Below are 21,984 nucleotides of genomic sequence, written 5' to 3'. Positions count from 1 at the left end.
CGGAGTCTGAATAACGAAGGTCGGTGCCAACAGTTGTTGACGCCGACCTTCGTTTGTTGTTGCTCGTATTGTTTCACGGTTCCGGTAACAAAAAAGCGGCCATCACAACCAGATGGCCGCTTATCAAGCTGTCGGTTCTAGTATGCGGCGGCAATGGCCTGATCGAGGTCCGCGATGAGATCGTGTACGGATTCGAGCCCGATGGACAGTCGGATGAGATTATCGCTCACTCCAGCGGCAATACGCGCCTCGGCGGGCACCTCTCGATGGGTGATATGCGCCGGATCCACAATCAATGAACGGGCGTCACCGATGTTCGGGACATAGGAGAACAGCCGTGTGCCGTCGATGATTCGACGTACGTTGTTAGCGTCGCCGTCCACCAGGAACGAAAGGATCTGTCCTACGCCGCGAGGGAAATACTTGCCGATCAGCTCATATTGCGGCGTATAGCCCAGACCGGAATAGTTGACCTTGATGACATGTGGGCTACGGGACAGATGCTCGGCGATCGCCTTTGCGGAGGCCACCTGCTGGGCGACCCGCTGAGGCAGGGTCTCCAATCCGATGAGGGAGAGATAGGCGTTGAACGGGCTTGCCACTGCGCCGAACGTGCGCAGATACTTGATGCGGATACGTTTGATGAAGGCGGCCTTGCCGAACTTTTCGGCAAAACTATGCCATTGATCGGTGCGATCGTCGCTGATGACTTGTTGGCGAGCGGTGAATTGGGGGAAGCGGCCGTTGGCCCAGTCGAAATGACCTCCATCGATAACCGCTCCGCCGATGGCGTTGCCATGACCGGTGATGCCCTTGGTGGTGGAATGGACCACGATATCCGCGCCGAAGAGAATCGGATTGAACAGATACGGTGTCGGTACGGTGTTGTCCACGATAAGGGCGATGCCATGTCGATGGGCCAGCTCGGCCAAAGGCTCGACATCCAGGATCGTGGTGGAGGGATTGGCTACAGTCTCTGCGAAGATTGCGCGCGTGTTCGGTCCGATTTTGGAGGCCACTTCGTCCAGATCGTTGATATTGCTTACAAAATCGGTGTGAATGCCGAACTGGGGCAAGAAGTCGCCGAGCGCGTCCACGCTGGCACCGTAAAGATTCGTAGGGGCGATGATACGGCCGCCGCCTTCCGCGGCGCACATCAGCGCGTAGGTTACGGCTGCCATGCCGGAACTCACCGCAACAGCGCCGATCCCGTGCTCCAAGACGGCAAGGCGCTGCTCCAGCGCGTCCACAGTGGGATTGGCCACACGCGAGTATTCGAAGCCTTCGGCTTGGCCGGAGGCGAGTGCGTCGCCTCGTAATGCGTTTTCGAGGTCGAATGCCGCTGAGGCGTAGATGGGAGGTACTGCGGCATGTCCATGTTCGATCGGGTCATACCCGGCATGAATGGTTTGCGTACTGAAATCGGTACCCATCAGTTCCTCTTCTCGTGCCTGTGCAATGTGTTGAAAAACAGTTCCGCATTCGAACTTAGCAAGTTTTGCCGGTTGACACTGGCAGAAGGATATTGCGATTGCCGATATACGCCTATAAGCCGTGGCTATAGAACGGTTTCGATGGAGAACAAGTTCATAGCCACGGCTTATGTCAGAGCCGAACAATGCCTGTTGGGGTCTTCGGCGGATCCACGACCTTCAGATCCGTTTCGGAACGGCATTTGTTCCCGAACGGCTTCGGCGCGGTGATATGGTTTGGTCTCCTCGGAACATCAATCCCGAGGAGACCAAACCATATCACCGGCCCATATCACCGAGTCAACGGATACGCGCGGAATCAGCGTGCCGTGGCCAGTTCCTGCACATGCTGCCAGACGGCAAGAAGGTTGCCGCCGACAATCTTCGCCGTGGTCTGCTCATCGTGACGGCGTGCGATCTCATCCACCACATTCGCCGTATCAGCGTGATTGAGCCAGCCGGCAATGCCGCCGCCGTGATTGAAGTCCGAGGCGAAGCCCACGTGATCGGCGCCGGCGACATCGATGACATGATCGATGGCATCGGCCAAAGTCGATACCGTGCTATGCGGCCAGCCATGGCGAACGGCCGTATGGTATTCCTTCAGATAGTCGCCGAACTTTTGTGCGTCCCAATCGGCGGTCTCCTTGTCGAGCGTCTCGTAATAATCCGCAGGGCCGGCGTAGCGCGGCAGGCCGAACCGTTCGCGCAGGTCTCCGATCGCCTTGGCGATATCAGGATCGGATCCGCGGAACGTAAGGTATCCGTCAAAGGCCACCACTTGCACCAGTCCATCCTGGTCGGCGATCTGACGGATCTCATCATCGGACAATGCACGGTCCACTGGACCCACTATGGATTTGAGTCCGTTGTGCGAAGCGATAATCGGAGCTTGCGAATGCTCAAGCGCCAGCTTGCGCGCAGCGGGAGAGAGCTGTGCGGTATCCACGATCACGCCATGCTCATTGAGCAATGCTATGGCTTCGAGCGCCAGTTCGCTCAAGCCCTGTTCGGCCCCAGGCACGCTGGCATATGGATAGGGACGTGCTGACTGAGCCCATTGGTTGCTGCCGATGAAACCGAAGTCGAACACGCTTACACCACGATCGATCCAACGGCGTACATCCTCCAGCGTGGTGAGCGGACGTGCGTTCTGGAAACCGAGGATAAAGGAGAACACGCCATTGGCGGCGTTGCTGCGTACCTCATCCGCCGAACGCGCCAAGGCGGCCTTGCCGTTTGAGTCGGCAACCGTGCGAATGATGGCCTGATAGGTTGCCTCCAGTTCATCGGAGCCTGTGCCGGCAGCGGCGGTGTTGGCAATGAGCCCGGCATGCGCGGGAACGACGGCGGCGTTCAGGCCTCCCTCGGCTGCCTTGCTCAGATCAAATGTGATATTGCCGTCGCGTTGGGCCAGATCGGTATGGCCGTCAATGACGATGCGCTCCAATTGAGTCATGGATTGTTCCCCCCTCTATGAATGATGCATGGTGTAAAGGTGTCCCGCGCATATCGCGGTGACGATCGTAAAGCGACTTCCAGTGTAAAAAGAGTGTGGCCGGGCCACGCTGAGACATCTATAAATGTTTGTTTGAACGATTCATCGTACATAGTATTCAGGCCGGGATTGAGCGTCGTATAAGCAAAGCGTATAAGCGACAGCGCGTTTGACCTGTGCTGTGATGTTAGGTTAGATGTCATTGCGCAAGCAGGTTGGTCGGTCATGCCGTGCGACGTCAGGAAACCGATGTTCGGGTAACGCGAATGGAAGGCTTGCGCTCGTCATAATGAGAAGGAAAGGGAACTTCATGGCCACTCGTCGTATTGCTGCTGCGGGACTTGCCGTACTGGTCTCTCTTGGTTTGCTGGCCGGATGCTCGAATACGGATGGCGGCGCATCTTCCGCCAGCTCATCAGAGAAGTCTGATTCGGGCGTCACCACCATCGAGATCGCTTCCGGTGTGGCCTCCAAGCCGTACACATGGAAGAACGACAAGGGAGAGCTCGAAGGCTATGACATCGATGTGGCCAAAGCCATCGATGAGAAGCTGCCGGAAATCAAGCTGCACTGGAATTCCACGGATTTCCAGTCCTTGTTCCTGGGTGTTGACGCCGGCCAGTATCAGGTAGTGGCCAACGATGTATTCAAGAATGCCGAACGTGAGCAGAAGTACCAGTTCAGCGACCAGAGCTACCTCAACGTCACTTACGCGATCGCCTACAACCCGGAACGTTTTGACGGTAAGGTGAGCAGCCTCAAGGATCTTGCCGGTAAGACCGTCAGCACGTTCTCCGATGGATCCGCGGTGCAGAACCTGCTGGAGGCTTTCAATAAGGATAATCCTGATGAGGCCAGCAACCTGGTGCATGGCGACTACAGCGCCGGCGATCTGCTGCTGACTGTGGAGAACGGGCAGGCGGACGCCACCGTTGTGAACGGTCCTACCGCCCAGGTCTACGCCAAGGAGCATGGCACGGATCTGAAGGTGGTGGATCTGCCGGCTGATGAACAAGGCGGTCAAGGCAACAAGGCGTACTTCCTGTTCGGCAAGGATGAGAAGAGCACCGAAGCCAAGAAGGCCTTCGACAAGGGGCTGAAGGAGATCATTGACGACGGTACTTTGTCGAAGATCTCCATCGAACATTTCGGCGTAGACTACACCAAGAACTGATCATAGGAACTGACCATTGCGGTATTAGGCCGGGTATTAGGTCGAACAGTTCGGTATGAGTTCGGCAGGCGCCTTGCATCGAGGCGCCTGTTCGTCGTCAACTATGGAGCGTGATATGACAGTGCATGCAGCGCATGACAATCGAAACCGATATGCTGTACCTGTTTTGCGGCAGACGGTTCGGGATATCTATCTTGCCTACGGGTTCAGTGCGGACGATAGTGAGATCGTGGCCGATTCGTTGGTGTTCACTGATGTGAACGGTATCGAATCGCATGGAGTGCAGCGATTGAGCATGTATGACCGTAAAGTCCGGCGAGGCAAGGTACGTGTGCATGCGGACAGCGAAATCGTTCATGAGACGCCGCTCTCGGCAACGATTGACGCGCATTTCTCCATGGGACAGGTGGCCGGTGCCAAGGCCATGAAACTTGCCATCGCCAAGGCTCAGGCTCACGGCATCGGTTTTGTGGTCGTGCGTAATTCGAATCATTATGGCGCGTCGGGCTACTATGCTCAGCTCGCCGCCCAACAAGGTCTCATCGGCATCTCCAGCACCAATACCACGCCTGGAGTTCTGCCGCTGTTCTCAACGCAGGAGTATCTGGGCACCAATCCGATTGCCTTCGCCGTGCCTGCCGAGCCGCATCCGTTCTTCTTCGATGCGGCCACCAGCTGCGTGGCGCAGGGCAAAGTGGAACTGTACGCGAAGCGCCATGAGCCGTTGCCGGCCACCTGGGTGGTTGACCGACAGTACCGGACGATCACCGACGCCGAAGCGGCCGTTCCCAAGCTGGACGCCAAAACCGGAGAGTTTGCACTGGTGCCTTTGGGAGGGGTCAGCGAATACACCGGCGGACATAAAGGCTATGGTTTTTCGATGGTGGTCGAGTTGTTGACTGGAATTCTGGCTCAAGGCCATCTCTCCCATGAGTCCAAGGAGTCGGATATCAATACTGCGTTGTGCCATAACTTCATAGCCGTGGATCCGGCGTTGTTCGGCGATCGCGAAGCCATCTATCGACGGTTCAGCCAATTCCTCGATGAGGTGCGGGCATTGCCGCCAGTCGAGGGACATCGAGTCTACGTCCATGGAGATAAGGAAGCGATAGCCCGCGAAGAGAGAACGGCACATGGTATTCCGCTATATCCGCAAACTGAGGATGAGATCCATGAGATTATGAGGCGACTCGGACTCGATACCACCCAGTTCGCGCCATTGGTGTAACGTTCGACGCAATCGAGCGACAACAAAACCCCGGTGAGCCGAAACTCGATGAGCTGAAACTCCCATAGGACATCCCAGATTTCACCGCGCTAGGAGCATTGCCATGAGTACAACCATTTTCGATTTCAACTTCTTCCTTGGAGTATTTCCCAAGGTTATGCCGTATTTCCCGATTACCGTGCTTATCGTGGTGGTGGCATTCGTGGGAGGCGTGCTGCTGGGCTTCATCTGCGCGTTGATCAAGCTGACTCGCATACCGGTGCTGGTCCAACTGGGTGATCTGTATGTGTCTTTCATCCGCGGAACGCCGTTGCTGGTGCAGCTCTATCTTATCTACTTCGGCATTCCCATCGGCATCCGTCTGTGGAACGCCAATTTCGGAACTGATTTCTCGGTACAGGGTATCCCCGCTTTGCTCAGCGTGCTGATTGCGTACAGTCTCAACGAGGGTGCCTACCAGCGTGAGACCATTCGAGGTGCCATCGAATCGGTGGATCCCGGTCCTGTGGAGGCGGCCCGCTCGTTCGGCCTGACTGAATGGCAGGTCATGAGACGCGTGATTCTGCCGGATGCGTTGCGTATCGCAATCCCGAATCTCGGCAACAGTCTGCTCAAATTGCTGAAGAACACCTCGCTGGCATTCACTGTGTCGGTGATGGACATCATGGCTCAGGGCAAGATCATCGGCTCTCAGGGATACCGGTATTTCGAGGTGTACATCGCTCTGGCTGTTATCTACTGGGTGTCCTGCACGCTGCTGTCGTGGGTGATCAATGCTGTGGAACGTTGGCTCAACCGGTATCGTCGTGAAGCCGCTGAGTGAGATGGTCAAAAAACAATAGGGATAGGGATGCATCGTTATGAGTGATATTCGTATGCCTCACGCTTATGAGAATAGCGTGTCGATTGAAGACGCCGGTCCGCTGCTGTCCAATCTGGGCCGAAGTGCCTTCGTCATTGCTGGCCGGCGTGCGTTTGCCGCAGCCGGTCAGGCGTTGTCGAAGGCCTTGGACGGACAAGGTATCGACTATGTCGTGCATTATCTGGAGGGCGAGCCTACAGTGAGCAGAGCGGATGCCTTTGCCGCTGCGGCAGCCGGCCGTGATCTGGTTATCGCTTTGGGCGGTGGCAAAGTCATGGATTTGGCCAAGGCGGTGTCGCGTCGCACGGGTGCACGTCTGGTCACTGTTCCCACCATCGCCGCCACTTGCGCGGCCTGGACCAGCGTGTATCTGCTGTATACCGAGGACCACAAGGTGGACCGTCATGAATGGATCGACGGCGTGCCGGAACTGGTGCTGGTTGACAAGTCGGTAATACTTGCCGCACCTGAACGATACTTGTTCTCCGGAGTAGGGGATGCCTTGGCGAAATGGTACGAAGAGTGCCATGCCGAGGACGATTCCACCATCGATCTGCTGTACCGTCTGCGCACCCGGATCGGATCCCTGACTCGGGACACCTTGGAGCACGAGTTCCTGGACCGCTATGATCCTGCGGCACCACAGGATGTTGTCTATGAGCTCAAGTCGGAGGCAGTGGATTCGATTATGCTGCTTGCCGGATTGCCGGTAGGATTCCGTCCACATGCGCCTCACAAGGCCGTACCGCGGTTGGAGCTGGCGCATGCCTTCTACAATTCATGGACGTGGGTTCCTACGGCCATACGTCCTTTGCACGGCGAACTGGTGTCTTTCGGCGTGGCCGTTCAGTTGGCCCAGCAGGGTGCCGATGAGGCAACGCTGACGCAGTACCTGCAGCGCATTCATCGCATCGGACTGCCGGTCACATTGGCGCAGACCGGCATCGAACGGGACGAACAGGTTCATACATTGGCAACGTATGTTGTCGAGGGCATTCCCGGGTACAGCGGCCCGTACCGGCAGCTTACCGTAGCCGGTTATGAACTCGCTCTACGCGAGGCGGATCGTATCGGCAGATCCGTCATCTCTGCCGACCCACAGTAATCGGAGAACTCGTATCGCGTCACACCTCGCCGGTCATATCCCCATCCGAAATCGTCAGGAGCACATCATGAGTGAGACCATCAAAGAGAACACGTCGCAAGACGCAGCCTCTGAGCCCTTCGTACGCATCGAAAAGCTGAGTAAGACGTATCGGACCAAGCAGGGTGAGAAAACCGCGTTGCATGACGTCGATCTGTCCATTAGCAAGGGTGATATCTACGGCATTATCGGTCTGTCCGGTGCCGGTAAGAGCACGTTGGTCCGGTGCATCAACGGTCTGGAGCGTTACGACGGCGGAAGCCTGACCGTCAACGGGCGTGAGGTGAAGGATCTGACCGGTGAACAGCTGCGTGGGCTGCGACGTAAGATTGGCATGATCTTTCAGTCGTTCAACCTGATCGAATCCAAAACGGTGGGTGCCAATGTGGAATTGCCGCTGCTGGATTCAGGCCTGGATAAGAACGCACGCAGCAAACGCGTTCGCGAGTTGCTGTCTTTGGTTGATTTAGAAGATCGGGTGGACAGCTATCCCGGTGAACTGTCCGGTGGCCAGAAACAGCGTGTGGCCATCGCCCGAGCGCTTGCCAACAATCCCGATATTCTGCTCAGCGACGAAGCCACCAGCGCATTGGACCCGAACACCACCCGTGCCATTCTGGCTTTGCTGCGTCGGCTGCGGGATAAGTTCGGCCTGACGATCATCATCATCACCCATGAGATGTCGGTGATTCGCGAGGTTTGCAACAGGGTCGCGGTCATCGACCACGGCACCATCGTGGAGCATGGCGATGTGTTTGACCTGTTTGCCAACCCACAGGCCGAGCTGACCAAATCCTTCGTGGATACGACTTCCAATCTCGGCAAGGTGCGTCGATTGATCGAAGCGCATTCTCCGCTGGTGGAGCCGAAGCCGGGACAACGGCTTATTCGCATGAAATACGTGTCCAAGGAAGTGTCCGATGCGCTGGTCTCCGATATCTCCACACGATTCGGCGTCCGGGTCAACATTGTCTTCGGGGACATCGATGTGGTGGCGAACGCGCCGATCGGTGGCCTCGTCGTCATCTTCGACGGTGCGAGCGACCAGATCGATGCGGCGATCGCGTATCTGAGGGAACGCAACATCAGCGTTGAAGTGTTGTTGCCGGCACCGGAAAACAGATGATTACGGCTGAGTACACATTTGTGTACTCAGCCAGGTCCACCTGCCATACGCTGCTAGCATGGGACATGTCAGGCGTGGTACGAAGAAGACCGCGCCGCAAACCTTGCCCGGAAGGGGGAGACTGTCATGTCGAATAGTCTGGCAATGTTGGGAGGTTCCATGATCATCGGTATCGTCGTTCTGGTATTGCTCATCGTGTTGCTGTTTTCGGCCATTTTCATCGTGCCGCAGCAACAGGCGTACATCATCGAGCGATTCGGTAAATTCAATAAAGTGCAGTTCGCCGGAATCCATATCCGTATTCCGTTTGTGGACCGAATCGCCATGAAAACCAATATGCGCGTCAATCAGCTCAACGTGCAATTGGAGACCAAAACGCTTGACAATGTGTTCGTTACCGTTGTGGCTTCCACCCAGTTTCGTGTGAATCCGGAAAATGTGGCCACTGCCTACTATGAGTTGCGTGATCCGGCCGGCCAGTTGCGTTCGTATATGGAAGATGCGCTTCGTTCCGCGATTCCTGCTCTCACTTTGGATGACGCCTTCGCCCGTAAGGATGATGTGGCTTCCGACGTGCAGAAAACCGTGGGCAACGAGATGAGCCGGTTCGGCTTCACCGTGGTCAAGACGTTGATCACCGCCATCGATCCTTCGCCGCAAGTCAAGAACGCGATGGATTCCATCAACGCCGCCCAGCGTGAAAAGGAAGCCACCCGTCAGCGCGCCGAGGCCCAGCGCATTCAGATCGAGACGCAGGCCGCGGCCGAGGCGGAGAAGACCCGTCTGCAAGGTGAGGGCCAAGCTAACTATCGTCGTGAGATCGCCAACGGTATCGTCGATCAGATCAAGTCCCTGCAGGCCGTGGGTATGAGCATCAACGATGTGAACAACGTGGTGTTGTTCAACCAGTATCTCGATGTGATGCGGTCGCTGTCCGAATCCGACAATGCCAAGACCGTGGTGCTGCCGGCCTCCACGCCGGGCGGGTATCAGGATCTTTACGAGCAGGTGACCAAAGCCATGCTGACTGCCGCTGAGCAGAAGTAATTGTTCTTTTGTGCGGGTTGCCGGTCTCTTGGTTGTTCGTCTACAGCTGGACGCTTGACTGGTGAACGAGTCAGCGTACGTTTCTCCAGACTACTTTGATTGTTTTCTGGAAGAACGTACGCTGATATTCACTGAGCGTACGTTCTTCCAGAAAAGTGTGGAATAACTCTGGAAAAACGTACGCTGACGCACCGTTGCGGTGGCGTACGCGTACGCCAGCGTTGTGGCGCAGCTACCGTGCCAAAAACTCGGGGATGGCTTCGGCTGCGGCGTATCCCTTGCGATACATCATTTCCAGCCCCTCGAAATTCTTCTTCAAGGTATTGAGGCCGTACAGATCTTCAGGGGCCAGAATGAGCACACGTCCCTCGGCCTCATATTTCTTGGCTAGCTCGATCTCGTCATTGTAGGTCTTGTAACGCTGCCGCAGCCGCTCGGCTGCCGCCGGATACGTGCGCTCCAGAATACGGGCGGGCGGCAGATCTTTGCGTTGCTGACGTACTTCATCGCGCAGACGCGACAACACCAGAATCACCTTCTCGTAGCCGTCATCCAGCGCCTTCTGCACTGGTACCGGATCGGCGATGCCGCCGTCGAAATACGGCACGCCGTCTACCACATACGGTTCGCAGGCCACCGGCACTGCGGAGGACGCCTTGACTACATCGAAGTCATCGAAATGGATACGGGATTTGTCGAAGTATTTGGTCGAGCCGTCCTCGGCGTTGCACGCCACGACGGTAAAACCGGTGGGATTGGCCTCGAACGCCTCGAAATCCACCGGATATTCACCATCATGATTGCTCAATGTGCCATAGATGTAATCAAGATTGGCGAAATTGTGGTTCTTGAAGTAGCTTTCCGCGCTCGCATACTCTTTGCGGAACGCATATTTGGTGTAGAACGTGTGGTTGCGGCCGTGCTGCCGGGCGATGAACGAGGTCATATTGGCCGCACCTGCAGACACGCCGTAACACATGTCTACATCAATACCGTCCTCCAACATGCGATCCATCACGCCGCATCCGAAAATCGCTCGGAAGCCTCCGCCCACATCGATCATCGCGGATTTGACTGCCATACTTGCCCCCTGTGCATACATGAATACAACTGTGCGTAACACCCCTGCGCTTACTTATGGATTCGAGCTTACGCGCGCTGACTGGACAACGAAATAGACAGTATTCGTCCGATCGTGCGGTATCTTCCTTTGCGATGAGGCATACATGCCGCAGAAGCGTTATCGATTGAGCAGATCGCGTGAAAGTGCGGCAATGCGTTCCGATGGATCGGAATTGGCAAGCGCCACACTGCCGTGCGCTCCCTCCGGAGCCAACCTGCCCAGTGACTCCAGCACGACGCCGAGATGCCGGACCGTGCCTTCGTTGCCGTCGATGATCGCGGCGCGTTCTGGCAGCAGCGCACGGAAATACTCGCGGTAAAACACGAAATGCGTGCATCCGAGTACTACCGAGTCAATGCGATTCAGGTCATACTGATCGAAGTACCCATGCAACGTACGCATCACCAGATCGCGATCGCCAAGTCGGCCGGACTCCACGATCTCCACCAGATCGGGGCACGGCTCCTTATAGATCTCGTTATCTGAATCGAAGCGTTCCATGAGTTTGGCAAACTTGCGTTCGCGCAACGTCAGGGGAGTGGCGGCCACGATGACGCGTTGCGGGATGTGGTGCGGGTCTGACGGCACATCGCCACGGTCGCAAGCGACTTTCAGCGCGGGCTCCATGCCGATAATCGGAATATCGTAATGCTCGCGCAGCTCGTTGACCGCTGCGGAAGTGGCGGTATTGCAGGCGATAACCACGGCCTTGACGCCTTGGCGTACAAAGCGCTCCACAATAGCAAAGCTCAACGCGCGCACCTGCTCGGGCGATTTGGTGCCATACGGCGCATGTGCAGAGTCTCCGAAATACAACACCTGCTCATTTGGCATATCCTTTACGATCTGCCGCACTACGGAAATGCCGCCGAGACCGGAATCGAACACGCCTATCGGTGCCGAAGAGCTCATGCCTGAAGTCCTTTCCGAAAACCTTACGGAATTACTGCCAGTGTATTGCCGTTACCAGAGTACTCTTACCAATTATGAGTCTTCCGAAACAAGTGACTAAAGTTCACGCCACCGGCAATGATTTCGTCGTTTATCTTGACCGATCCGGCAAGTTCGAGCCCACTCCTGACGAAATACGTTTCCTATGCGATCGTCATTTCGGTATTGGCGGCGATGGCCTGATTCGCCTGACTCGCCCTGATTTCGTCTCTGACTTAAGCGACGATCAGCTTGCCGATATGCTTGCCGGTGGCGCGAAATGGTTTATGGATTACCGCAACGCCGATGGTTCGTTGGCGGAGATGTGCGGCAACGGCACACGTGCCATCACCCTGTTCGCGCAGCGCATGGGCGTTGCCGACGAAACCGAACCGTTCCGGTTGGGGACTCGCGCCGGGGTGAAGATCCTTACCCCGCGAGGCAACATGAAGCCATATGGGGCTGATGTGTTCCAAGTTCAGATGGGGGCATGGACGATCGGTGAAGCCGATGCCTACGAGGTCACCATCCCCGGAACCGCAGGTTCGGCGCGAGGCACATTCGTGGATATGGGCAATCCGCATGTGGTTGCAGTCATCGAGGACGCATTTTCCACGTTGCCGGTGGTCGAAGATCTTGACCTTGTCACGAAGCCGGTGGTGAGTCCGGTTATCGAGTCGGACCAGAATGTAGAGTTCGCGCGCATCGATGACATCGACGAGCGCGCAGGACTGGGTGAGGCCACGATGCGCGTCAATGAGCGCGGATGTGGGGAGACGCTCTCGTGCGGCACGGGATTATGTGCCACCGGCATTGTGCTCAGGTCCAAAACCGGCATCGATCATTGGGACATCACCGTGCGCGGCGGCACGCTTCGTGTGGATGTGACCGATAACGACGTACGTCTTACCGGTTCCGCCAGCATCGTGGCCGATATTACGTTGCTATAGTTGCTGTAGTTAAGTCGCCTCAGGCGAACAGTGCGGCACCTTCGGTCGTAATGATCAGCACCACAATCGCCACGATCCACAACACATCGATCATCAGATCGATGTTGAGACGGTAATATTTCGCCAAGCCGGACGGTACTTCGGATGGTGCTTCATCGGCATTGCCGCTGTTGCCGTTCCGGCTACGACGCGACGGCAATCCCTGGACAGCCACGGTGGCATGGGATAGCGCCATGAACTGAACGGTGGTGGAGAACATCAGGGCCAGACACCAAGGGCATAATGCGTGAATCACGAACAATGATTGCGTGCTGAGCCAGTAGGCATAGGCAAGTGCTGCCAAGCCGCCGAACCAAGTGCAGGTGGCGAACCATCGTGGCACGCGAATATTGGCCAATCCGATTACGGCGATGGTGACGAATACTGATTCCGCGGCGATGCCGAAGAAAGCATTCGGATAGGACAGGCCGCCGAATTTGATGATTTCCGCCTGCCAGGATTGCGCCACGGTGGAACATGACACCACGGCGTTCACGTCACAGCCTAGGGACTGCTCCGGGTGCCGGGCCAGTTGCAAGGTTTCCGCTGACAGGATGAACGAGACGCCCAACGCCACTGCGGAGGCGATCAGCATCACAAGATAGGTCCATGTCGATGAGTGCCGCCAGCCTTTCAGCGTGGAAATCGTCGACATGTGCGCTGATGGTTGAGTTACGGATGCATTGCTGTTGGTCATACTGCTCCTCATTGTCCCTTCACGAGTTGCTGCACACTAGCGTAGCGTTTGCGGTTGTCATGGGACAGCTTCCTTATCTTCTTGATTGGTGAGGTTGACGAGGGATGAAGGAAATGAAAACGGAGTTACGATGGAAGGTATGACTGGATACGTGATGCCTCTGGAGCCTCCCACCGTGGGATGGGACATCCATTGCCATACCGTCTTCTCTGATGGCACAGAGACTCCCGCTACGCTTGCCGAGTGTTCGAAGGCATGTGGTCTTCGAGGCGTATCCATTTCCGATCATGACACCACGGCCGGATGGTCCGAGGCTCAGCATGCCGCAAGGGCTGTAGGCTTGCCGTTGTTGCGAGGTACGGAAATCACGGCGGCGGATGACGGCGTCTCCGTGCATATGCTCGGATATCAGTACGATCCCGATAATGCACATATCAAGAAGCTTTTCGCGGACACCCGCCAAGCCCGGTTGCATCGTACGCGGCGCATGGTGGAACTGCTTTCCCGTGATTATCCGATTTCCTGGCAGTCCGTAGTCGCTCAAATTCATGAGGGAGACAACACTACCATCGGCAGACCGCATATCGCTGACGCTTTGGTGGCCGCAGGTGTCTATGAGAATCGTTCGCAGGCATTTGCCGATGCGGTGAATTCGTCCTCCAAATACTACATTCCCACTCCTTCTCCTACCGCACATGAGGTGGTCGCCGCGATGAAGGAAGCTGGTGGCGTCATTGTGATCGCTCATGCCGGCGATCTGAGCCGTAACCGTCGGTTGCTTTCTGACGAACAAATCATTGCGTTGGTACGTGAAGGATTGGATGGTCTGGAAGTATGGCATCGCGGCAATTCTGCCGAACAGCGCGTCCGATTGCTGGATCTGGCGCGTCGTTATGGCCTTCTGGTCACCGGTGGCTCGGACTGGCATGGCAAGGGCAAGCCAAACGCGTTGGGGGAGAACCTGACCGATGAGGCTACAGTGGAGGCGATCGTGAGCAGAGGGGCGTTGCCGCTGTATCGATGATCGCGGTTTACGTGACGGTGCTGATGCTGTCGATGCGTCCTATGGATGGTGCGTAAACGCATATGACGTGTTGTTGTTCCAAGTTGGGGCTTCCGGAGGCGAAAGCGCGTGGGGATATGATCCGGAAGTACGATTTGCGGGTGATTTGCCTGTCATAGACCGTTCTGGCGTATTGATGGCCGTATGATATAGAGCAAAGATTTGCAACAGTGTGGTGGCGGGTTAGGAGGTGCTGTGATGGCCGGTATCAAAGATGTGGCGGCGAAGGCAGGAGTCTCGATCAGTACGGTCTCCTATGTCATGAGCGGCAAGCGCTCCTTGAAGGAGGAGACCAAGCGTCGTGTACTTCGTGCCGCGAAGGATCTTGGGTACGCGCCATCGCATTTCAAGGATGACGCTTCGATGGTGCGCAGGAGTGGGCCGACCAAGGTGCTGGCGTTGAGCTCGCCCATCCACGAATACACCGACTACTCGAATTATGCGATGTTTTTCTTCGCGTTGGCCATGCGTGCCAAACGTTACGGTTACGATCTGCTGTTGCTGATGCATGAATACGGTGATCAGGAGCTTACCCGTGTGGTTTCCGAAGGTATGGTGGACGGCATCCTATTGTTGGATGTGCTGATGTGCGATGCGCGTGCCGATGTGGCGCATACGCTGGACGTACCGGTGGTGTCAGTGGGATACCCGAGCAATACGGATGCCGTCTACTGCGTGGACGTGGATTTCGAACGCATGGGGCGCGAGGCCGCCGAGAAGATTCATGCGCTTGGCCACCGGCATGTGCTGGTGGCGGGGGCGAGTCGGAGCGCCTATGAAGACGGTTCCAACTATCTGGTCCGGTTCCTTGACGCAATGAAGAAAAAGGGTGAGGATCTAGGCGTCTCGGTGCTGTTCAAATCATCTACCGGCAATGGGCGTGACGATGTGAATCTGATGCTCGACGAGGCGTTCCTGGAGGATCCCGACATTTCGATGATCGTATGCCAGACGAATGCGACCCATGTGACCAACGTGCTCAATGGACTGAGTGACCGTGGTCTGTCGGTTCCCGACGACATCTCGGTGATGGCTGCGTGCACCTATGGTCTGGGAACCTTGCCCAAGGCGGTTGACGAGATGCCGATGATGCCCAATGAGACATGCTCCCGTGCCGTTGATCTCATGATGGAGGTGCTCAATGGCGACCGGCATGACGTCGGCCATATTGAGTTGCTGGCACCCAAGTATGTTGCTAGGGGCAGTATGGCAAAATGTGCGCGCGGCTGACCGTGCTGTGTGAAGGTGCTGCGTGACCGTGCTGTGCGACAGCGCTGTGTGACGGTGCGATTGCTGTGCGGATGGCCTCATATCTGATCGGTATGGCGTTGAATTATCGGCGCGGCCGATCCGTGCATTGAAGTTGTTATTTCGATTATGTCTTTCGACTATATTTCGACTGACGGCATCGTTGCGCCGCAACGTTGGTGGCGGTAGTCGGTCTTGGGCCTTGTCTTGCTGTCTTGTTCAATGTAATGCCATGCTTTGTATAGCAAGGGAATAATGGTTCCTGCCCTATGGTCGGTAGGGTGCTCGGCTCTCGCATTAACGTAATTAATGATGTGAACGCTAACGTCGAAAATTCGTTGAAAAAATTGTCGAAATTTGTCGAAATGATTTGAAAGCATCGTTATGAATTCGTTATATTACTAGTGGAAGTCATCCGGTACACGGTTTCACTATCGGATGATCTCCCGTCAGTAAAGAGGCTGAAAAGGAGAAAACGATGAAGTCGACTCGCAAATTTATTGCTGCAGGTCTGGCAGTCGCTACCATGATTGGTGTCGCCGGCTGTGGCAACGGAGAAACCGCACAGGAGGAGAACCCCACCTCCATCAAGATCTGGCACTACGAGGAAGCCACCACCGCCCAGGGCAAGGCGTGGGACAAGGCCATTGAAATCTTCGAGAAGGAAACCGGCGTCAAGGTCGAGTTCGAGAAGAAGGCCTTCGAGCAGATTCGTCAGAACGCGTCCCAGATCCTCAACTCCGATGACGCCCCGGATGTCATGGAGTACAACAAGGGCAACGCTACCGCCGGCCTGCTTGCCAGCCAGGGTCTGCTGACCAACCTGAACGATTACGTCTCTCAGTACGGATGGGACAAGATCATCACCGGTTCCTTGGCTGACACCGGCAAGTACAACGAGCAGGGCGTCATGGGCTCCGGCGACTGGTACGGCATCACCAACTATGGCGAGGACTGCCTGCTGTACTTCAACCAGGATATGTTTGACAAGTACGGCATCGCCATCCCGACCACCTTCGACGAGCTGGAAGACGCGATGGCCAAGTTCAAGGAGAACGGCGTCACTGCTCTGTCCGTCGGCTCCGCTGAGTACCCGACCCAGCACCTGTGGTGGCAGCTCGTGCTCTCCAAAGCCGACGACAAGTTCCTCAAGGCCTATGAGATGTACGACGGCAAGGTCGATTGGAACTCCGAGCCGGTGACTTACGCCACCGAGAAGATCAAGGAATGGGTCGACAAGGGCTACATCTCCAAGGATTCCACCAACCTCAAGGCTGAGGATGCCGGACAGAACTTCATGACCGGCGTCAACCCGATCTTCTTCTCCGGTACTTGGTGGCACGCACGCTTCAAGGAAGAGGCCAAGGGCCTGAACTCCACCTACGCGAAGTTCCCCGACACCAAGAAGATCGTCGGCTCCTCCGGCAACGTGTGGGTCATTCCTGAGAACTCCAAGAAGAAGGATCTGGCCGCCAAGTTCATCAACATCACCTTGGGCAAGGAAGTTCAGAACTACATGGCTGAGCAGGGTGGTCTGGCCATCAACGCCGACACCGATTCCATCCCGGATGAGGACACCAAGAAGTTCGTGGCCCAGTTCGACGAGGCCGTCAAGGAAGATCAGCTCGGCTTCTACCCGGATTGGCCGACTTCCACCTTCTACGACGAGCTCAACGCCTCCCTGCAGGAGCTGGTCAACGGCACCGCTGATGTCAAGACCGTGCTCGGCCAGATGGAAGACAACTACAACAAGGGTCTTGAGGCTTCCGGCATCACCGTCGAGTAACAGCTGACCTTTCCCTCCTCCCCATATTGAATAAAGGCGCGCGGACGCTTTCCTCCTTCCTCATTCCCGCTCTGCGCGCCTTTTTTCATCCCCAAACAGTTTCACCGATATTACGTTTGGAAGTGTCTGATGAACGCAAAGACCAAGAAAACCAAGCGCCCCGACGAATCCGCAATGTCGCGCATTCCGGGCAGCCCCTCGAATCGTTTCTGGCTCTATCTTGTCCCCGGCGTGGCGATGCTCACCTGGATCATCATCGTCCCCGGCATCTGGAACATCTACCTGAGCTTCACCAACTACCGCGGTATCAAGCCCCCGGTCTGGGCCGGCCTCAAGAACTGGGCCCGACTGATGAAGGATGACACCTTCTGGATCTCCTTCCGCAACTCGATCTGGATGATCGTGGCCATGGTGGTGATCCCGATTCTGCTCGGCCTCATCCTTTCCTCGCTGATCTTCGATGTTGTGCAGAAGAAGTTCGGTCCCAAGGCCGCATCCACGATGCGCGCCATCTACTACTTCCCGCAGCTGCTGCCTATCGCCATCGCATCCTTGGTCATGGGCTGGATCTTCCGTGCGGAGAACGGCGCTCTGAACTCCGTGCTCAAGGCCATAGGCTTGGGATCACTGCAACATGACTGGCTGGGCAAGCCGGATACCGCGCTGATCTTCCTCATGCTCATCATGGTGTGGATTCAGGTCGGCTATCCGCTGGTCATCTTCATGTCCGGTCTGCAGCGTGTCGATCCTGAGCTCTACGAGGCCGCCGGTCTCGATGGTGCCAACTGGTGGCAGCGCTTCCTCGCCATTACGCTTCCGTCCATCAAGCCGGAAATCTTCGTGGTGGCCCTCACCTGCACCATCGCGGCACTGAAGGTGTTCGCCCCGGTGTACATGCTGACCAAGGGTGGCCCCGGCACCAAGACCATCGTGCCGTCGTACTACTCCTACACCCAGTTCTTCCAGGTGCAGCAGGTTGGCTACGGTGCTGCAATCGCAACTGCATTGACGATTGTCATCATCATCGTGGCCATCGCGTTCACCAACCTTCAGCAGAAGGTCGAAGCCGAGGACGGAGAGTGATTCAAAATGAGCACTATGAGCGCAGCTGAACTGAAGAAAATCGCTAAAGTCAAGAAGAACCGTACCGCGGGCGACTGGCTGATCATCGTACTGCTGGCCATCGGCGGCGTGGTGATGCTGTTCCCGTTCATCGTCCTGTGCCTGAACGCCTTCAAGACCGCGGCCGATTACAACGCCAACGGCCCGCTGTCCTGGCCTACCTCATTCACATTGGACGGCTTTATCAAGTTCTGGACCCGTGTCAACTTCCCCGAAAAGGTGTGGAACTCCATCTGGACTTCCGGCGTAGTCGCCATCTGCGCTGTCGCCCTGTCCGTGTTCAACTCCTTCGCTCTGGGTATTGGCCGAGTCAAGGGCCGTCGCTGGATCATCCTGCTGATCATGCTTGCTAACATGCTGCCGCAGGAAGCCCTGCTCTACCCGCTGTACATCATGTTCAAGGGCATTGGTCTGTACAACAACCCGTGGTCCATCGTGATCATCTTTACGGTGATTCAGTCCGCATTCGGTACCTATCTGCTCTCCTCTGTGTACGGCACGTTCCCGAAGGCAATTCTTGAGGCAGCCACCATCGACGGTGCCAGCCGTTGGAAGATCCTCAAGGATATCGTCTTCCCGATCTCCAAGCCCACGCTGGCTGTCATGCTGGTCTTCTTCTTCATCTGGACCTGGAACGACTACATGATTCCGATGGCCTTCCTGATCGACAACTCGTCGCAGACTGTGCCTATCGCCATCGCTTCGCTTTCCGGCGATCGTCTGATGGATGTGACCACTACAGCCTCCGCATCGCTGATCAGTATCGTCCCGACCCTGATCTTCTTCCTGCTCTTCCAGAGGACGCTGTCCAACGGCATCACCACTGGTGCAGTGAAGTAAGGAAAACGGGTGCCGACGGTACCCGGACAAACAAATAATGCACGATTCGGTTTCGGCCGCCCGAGGGATGGACGGCCGAAACCATATCTCCCACCAAGGAGCAATACAACAATGAAGTTCACCAACGGTTACTGGATGATTCGCGACGGCATCGACGCCCTCTACGCGCGCGAAGCCTATGAGTTGGCCGCAGACTCCTCGACTGAATCCCTTAACGTGCTCGCTCCCACTTCAGTGGTCCGTGGCCGTTACGATACCCTGAACCTTCCCACGTTCAATGTAGACATCACCTCTCCGGCGGAGGGTGTGATTCGTGTACGCGCCGAGCATTGGCAAGGTGCCACCGAGTACCCGGGATTCCCGCTGAACGCCGATAAGGTTGGCGGTCGCGACTATGTGACTGTAGCCGCGCACGGCAACGGCGATGGCGAAGTCGGCGAAAACGGCGCCGACGTCACGTTGACCACCGGTGGCCTTACCGCCAAGGTCGTCAAGGGCTCTCCTTGGAACCTCACCTTTATCGGCGAAGACGGCAAAGTGCTCACTGAGTCCGCCGGAAAGTCTCTGGGACGCTTCAAGCTGTCTGCCGGCTCCAACGTCACGGCACAGCCGGTCGGCGAGTTCGGCGTGACCATGGACGGCTCCGCTTATGATGAGTCTGATGTCTTCACTTCCATCCAGCTGCATCTGGGTGTTGGCGAGAATGTGTACGGTTTGGGTGAGCGTTTCAGCGCCTATGTCAAGAACGGCCAGACCGTGGACATCTGGAACGAGGATGGTGGTACTGCATCCGAGCAGGGATACAAGGACATCCCGTTCTACATGACCTCCAACGGCTATGGCGTGCTGGTGAACAACCGTGGCCATGTCTCCTTCGAGATCGGTTCCGAAAACACCGAAGCCGTGCAGTTCTCCGTACCGGGCGAAGCAGTGGACTTCTGCGTGATCTACGGCCCGACGCCGAAGCAGATCCTCGACCGCTACACCAAGCTCGTCGGCCGTCCGGCCAACGTTCCGGCTTGGAGCTACGGTCTGTGGCTGACCACCTCGTTCACCACCAAGTACGATGAGAAGACCATCAACTCCTTCATCGACGGCATGGCCGAGCGAGATATTCCTCTGGCTGCCTTCCACTACGACTGCTATTGGATGCGTGAGTTCCATTGGTGCGATTTCGAGTGGGACAAGCGTTTCTTCGGCGACATCGAATCCACGCTGAAGCGTCTGCACGAAGACAAGGGTCTGCATATCTGCGCCTGGATCAACCCGTACATCGGCCAGCGTGGCGAGATGTTCAAGGAAGGCAAGGAGAAGGGCTATCTGGTCAAGAAGGCCAACGGCGAAGTCTGGCAGACCGACTTCTGGCAGGCCGGCATGGGCTTGGTGGACTTCACCAACCCTGAGGCCCGCGAGTGGTTCAAGGACAAGGTCAAGCACCTGCTGAGCCAGGGTGTGGACGCCATCAAGACCGATTTCGGCGAACGTATCCCGCGCGATGTGGTCTGGTACGACGGCTCCCCGAAGCTCTCCATGCACAACTGGTATACGCAGCTGTACAACCAGGCAGTGTTTGAAGCCATTGAGGAAACCTATGGCAAGGGCAATGCTTGCCTCTACGCCCGTTCGGCCACCGTCGGCGGTCAACAGCAGCCCGTGCACTGGGGTGGTGACTGCGAGTCCACCTTCAACGGCATGGCACAGTCCCTGCGCGCCGGCCTGTCCCTGACCTCCTCCGGCTTCGGATTCTGGAGCCATGACATCGGCGGCTTCGAAGGCGCCTTCCCGGACCCGGCCGTGTACAAGCGCTGGGTGGCATTCGGCATGCTCGGCTCCCACTCCCGTCTGCACGGTTCCACCGTGTACCGAGTGCCGTGGCTGTTCGATCAGGAAGACGAGAAGAACGGCGTGAAGCTTGTTCCCGGCCAGACCGCAGTGGACGTGGTGCGTCAGTTCACCAAGCTCAAGCTCGAACTCATGCCGTATGTCTACCAGCTCGGCCTGCAGCCGCACCTCAACGGTACTCCGGTCATGCGCTCGATGTTCGTGGAATTCCCGGATGATCAGGCTTGCCGTACCTTGGACCGCCAGTACATGTTTGGTCCGTCGTTCCTGGTGGCTCCGGTGTTCACCTACTCCGGCGAAGTGTCCTACTACCTGCCCGAAGGTGTGTGGACCAACTGGCTCACCGGCGAACAGGCCAAGGGCGGCGTGTGGCGCAACGAAACCCACGGCTACGATTCCATCCCGCTGTGGGTGCGCGACGGTTCCGTTATCGTCACCAACCCGGGCGAAACCAAGCCAGATCGTGTCTACGGTACTGATGCACTGGTCTCCGTGTTCTTGGCAGACGTCGAGTCCGGCGAAGCGGTCGTCAGCGAGATTGATGGTTCGTCCGTGACCTTCACCGCTCGCCGCACCGATGCCGGTGTCGAAGTGACGAGCTCGGATGGTCGTCCGTTCTCCGCTCGTCTGGGGGCCAACGGCGAAGTCGTCAAGGCTGAAAACGGCACCGTGGTGCTGTGAACGCATGATATCAGTGCTATGAGCGCGTTCGTTCAGGTTCGTTGAACTTGGCGCGAATGATTGCTCGTCCATTCCGTCCCCGCTCGCGGGGCCATCGGTGAAACCGGCTGGG

18 protein-coding genes are annotated in these 21,984 nt (G+C 56.7%); 13 read left to right on the top strand and 5 right to left on the bottom strand.

What is annotated here, in order from left to right:
* Positions 1–137 precede the first annotated feature (137 nt).
* Positions 138–1,433 (bottom strand): O-acetylhomoserine aminocarboxypropyltransferase/cysteine synthase family protein, encoded by a 1,296-nt coding sequence (locus CUU80_RS07275; protein WP_100496654.1) that lies wholly within the window; start codon positions 1,431–1,433, stop codon positions 138–140.
* 358 nt (positions 1,434–1,791) lie between these two features.
* The gene (locus tag CUU80_RS07270) at positions 1,792–2,931 is read right to left on the bottom strand and encodes a dipeptidase (protein ID WP_100496653.1); all 1,140 of its coding nucleotides are present in this window, start codon (positions 2,929–2,931) and stop codon (positions 1,792–1,794) included.
* A 349-nt stretch (positions 2,932–3,280) separates the two neighbouring features.
* On the opposite strand from CUU80_RS07270, the gene CUU80_RS07265 reads away from it, so the two are divergent.
* The 6 genes from CUU80_RS07265 (at position 3,281) to CUU80_RS07240 (ending at position 9,551) form a co-directional block, all read left to right on the top strand.
* On the top strand, positions 3,281–4,144 hold the full coding sequence (locus CUU80_RS07265) for a transporter substrate-binding domain-containing protein (RefSeq protein WP_165775880.1): 864 nt from the start codon (positions 3,281–3,283) through the stop codon (positions 4,142–4,144).
* A 115-nt stretch (positions 4,145–4,259) separates the two neighbouring features.
* Positions 4,260–5,372 carry an Ldh family oxidoreductase gene (locus CUU80_RS07260; protein ID WP_100496651.1) on the top strand — a complete coding sequence of 371 codons (1,113 nt, stop codon included), beginning with the start codon at positions 4,260–4,262 and terminating at the stop codon, positions 5,370–5,372.
* 103 nt (positions 5,373–5,475) lie between these two features.
* Entirely contained in the window at positions 5,476–6,195 is a 720-nt protein-coding gene (locus CUU80_RS07255) for an amino acid ABC transporter permease (RefSeq protein WP_100496650.1), read from the top strand.
* A 37-nt stretch (positions 6,196–6,232) separates the two neighbouring features.
* A complete protein-coding gene (locus tag CUU80_RS07250) occupies positions 6,233–7,339 on the top strand; it encodes an iron-containing alcohol dehydrogenase (RefSeq protein WP_100496649.1) in 1,107 nt (368 codons plus the stop codon).
* Positions 7,340–7,406: 67 nt separating this feature from the next.
* A complete protein-coding gene (locus tag CUU80_RS07245) occupies positions 7,407–8,504 on the top strand; it encodes a methionine ABC transporter ATP-binding protein (RefSeq protein ID WP_100496648.1) in 1,098 nt (365 codons plus the stop codon).
* Positions 8,505–8,663: 159 nt separating this feature from the next.
* Positions 8,664–9,551: an SPFH domain-containing protein gene (locus tag CUU80_RS07240; RefSeq protein ID WP_100496758.1), complete on the top strand. Its 888-nt coding sequence runs from the start codon at positions 8,664–8,666 to the stop codon at positions 9,549–9,551.
* A 232-nt stretch (positions 9,552–9,783) separates the two neighbouring features.
* On the opposite strand, the gene CUU80_RS07235 is transcribed toward CUU80_RS07240, so the two are convergent.
* Together CUU80_RS07235 and murI are read right to left on the bottom strand one after the other, a co-directional pair.
* Positions 9,784–10,632 (bottom strand): patatin family protein, encoded by an 849-nt coding sequence (locus CUU80_RS07235; protein WP_165775879.1) that lies wholly within the window; start codon positions 10,630–10,632, stop codon positions 9,784–9,786.
* Positions 10,633–10,791: 159 nt separating this feature from the next.
* Positions 10,792–11,586, bottom strand: coding sequence for a glutamate racemase (gene murI, locus CUU80_RS07230; protein ID WP_100496647.1), 795 nt, complete (start codon positions 11,584–11,586; stop codon positions 10,792–10,794).
* Positions 11,587–11,660: 74 nt separating this feature from the next.
* On the opposite strand from murI, the gene dapF reads away from it, so the two are divergent.
* Positions 11,661–12,554: a diaminopimelate epimerase gene (gene dapF / locus CUU80_RS07225; RefSeq protein WP_100496646.1), complete on the top strand. Its 894-nt coding sequence runs from the start codon at positions 11,661–11,663 to the stop codon at positions 12,552–12,554.
* A gap of 19 nt (positions 12,555–12,573) precedes the next feature.
* Here the strand turns inward: dapF and CUU80_RS07220 are convergent, their stop codons facing one another.
* Positions 12,574–13,290: a vitamin K epoxide reductase family protein gene (locus CUU80_RS07220; RefSeq protein WP_165775878.1), complete on the bottom strand. Its 717-nt coding sequence runs from the start codon at positions 13,288–13,290 to the stop codon at positions 12,574–12,576.
* 130 nt (positions 13,291–13,420) lie between these two features.
* Here CUU80_RS07220 and CUU80_RS07215 point away from each other — a divergent pair, with 130 nt between their 5' ends.
* The 6 genes from CUU80_RS07215 to yicI all read left to right on the top strand — a co-directional run bounded on the left by CUU80_RS07215 (position 13,421) and on the right by yicI (position 21,872).
* Positions 13,421–14,314: a PHP domain-containing protein gene (locus CUU80_RS07215; protein WP_100496644.1), complete on the top strand. Its 894-nt coding sequence runs from the start codon at positions 13,421–13,423 to the stop codon at positions 14,312–14,314.
* Between the two features lie 237 nt (positions 14,315–14,551).
* Positions 14,552–15,583 (top strand): LacI family DNA-binding transcriptional regulator, encoded by a 1,032-nt coding sequence (locus CUU80_RS07210; RefSeq protein ID WP_100496643.1) that lies wholly within the window; start codon positions 14,552–14,554, stop codon positions 15,581–15,583.
* 496 nt (positions 15,584–16,079) lie between these two features.
* Positions 16,080–17,387, top strand: a complete 1,308-nt coding sequence (locus CUU80_RS07200; RefSeq protein WP_100496641.1) for an ABC transporter substrate-binding protein — start codon at positions 16,080–16,082, stop codon at positions 17,385–17,387.
* A 129-nt stretch (positions 17,388–17,516) separates the two neighbouring features.
* Positions 17,517–18,470: a carbohydrate ABC transporter permease gene (locus CUU80_RS07195; RefSeq protein WP_100496640.1), complete on the top strand. Its 954-nt coding sequence runs from the start codon at positions 17,517–17,519 to the stop codon at positions 18,468–18,470.
* A 15-nt stretch (positions 18,471–18,485) separates the two neighbouring features.
* Positions 18,486–19,349, top strand: a complete 864-nt coding sequence (locus CUU80_RS07190; RefSeq protein WP_417852220.1) for a carbohydrate ABC transporter permease — start codon at positions 18,486–18,488, stop codon at positions 19,347–19,349.
* A gap of 111 nt (positions 19,350–19,460) precedes the next feature.
* Positions 19,461–21,872 (top strand): alpha-xylosidase, encoded by a 2,412-nt coding sequence (gene yicI, locus CUU80_RS07185; RefSeq protein WP_100496638.1) that lies wholly within the window; start codon positions 19,461–19,463, stop codon positions 21,870–21,872.
* The last annotated feature ends 112 nt before the right edge of the window (positions 21,873–21,984 follow it).

The organism is Bifidobacterium scaligerum (assembly GCF_002802865.1).
GTDB lineage: Bacteria > Actinomycetota > Actinomycetes > Actinomycetales > Bifidobacteriaceae > Bifidobacterium > Bifidobacterium scaligerum.
Note: the sequence above shows the minus strand (reverse complement) of the source record. Positions and strands in the feature narration are given on the sequence as shown.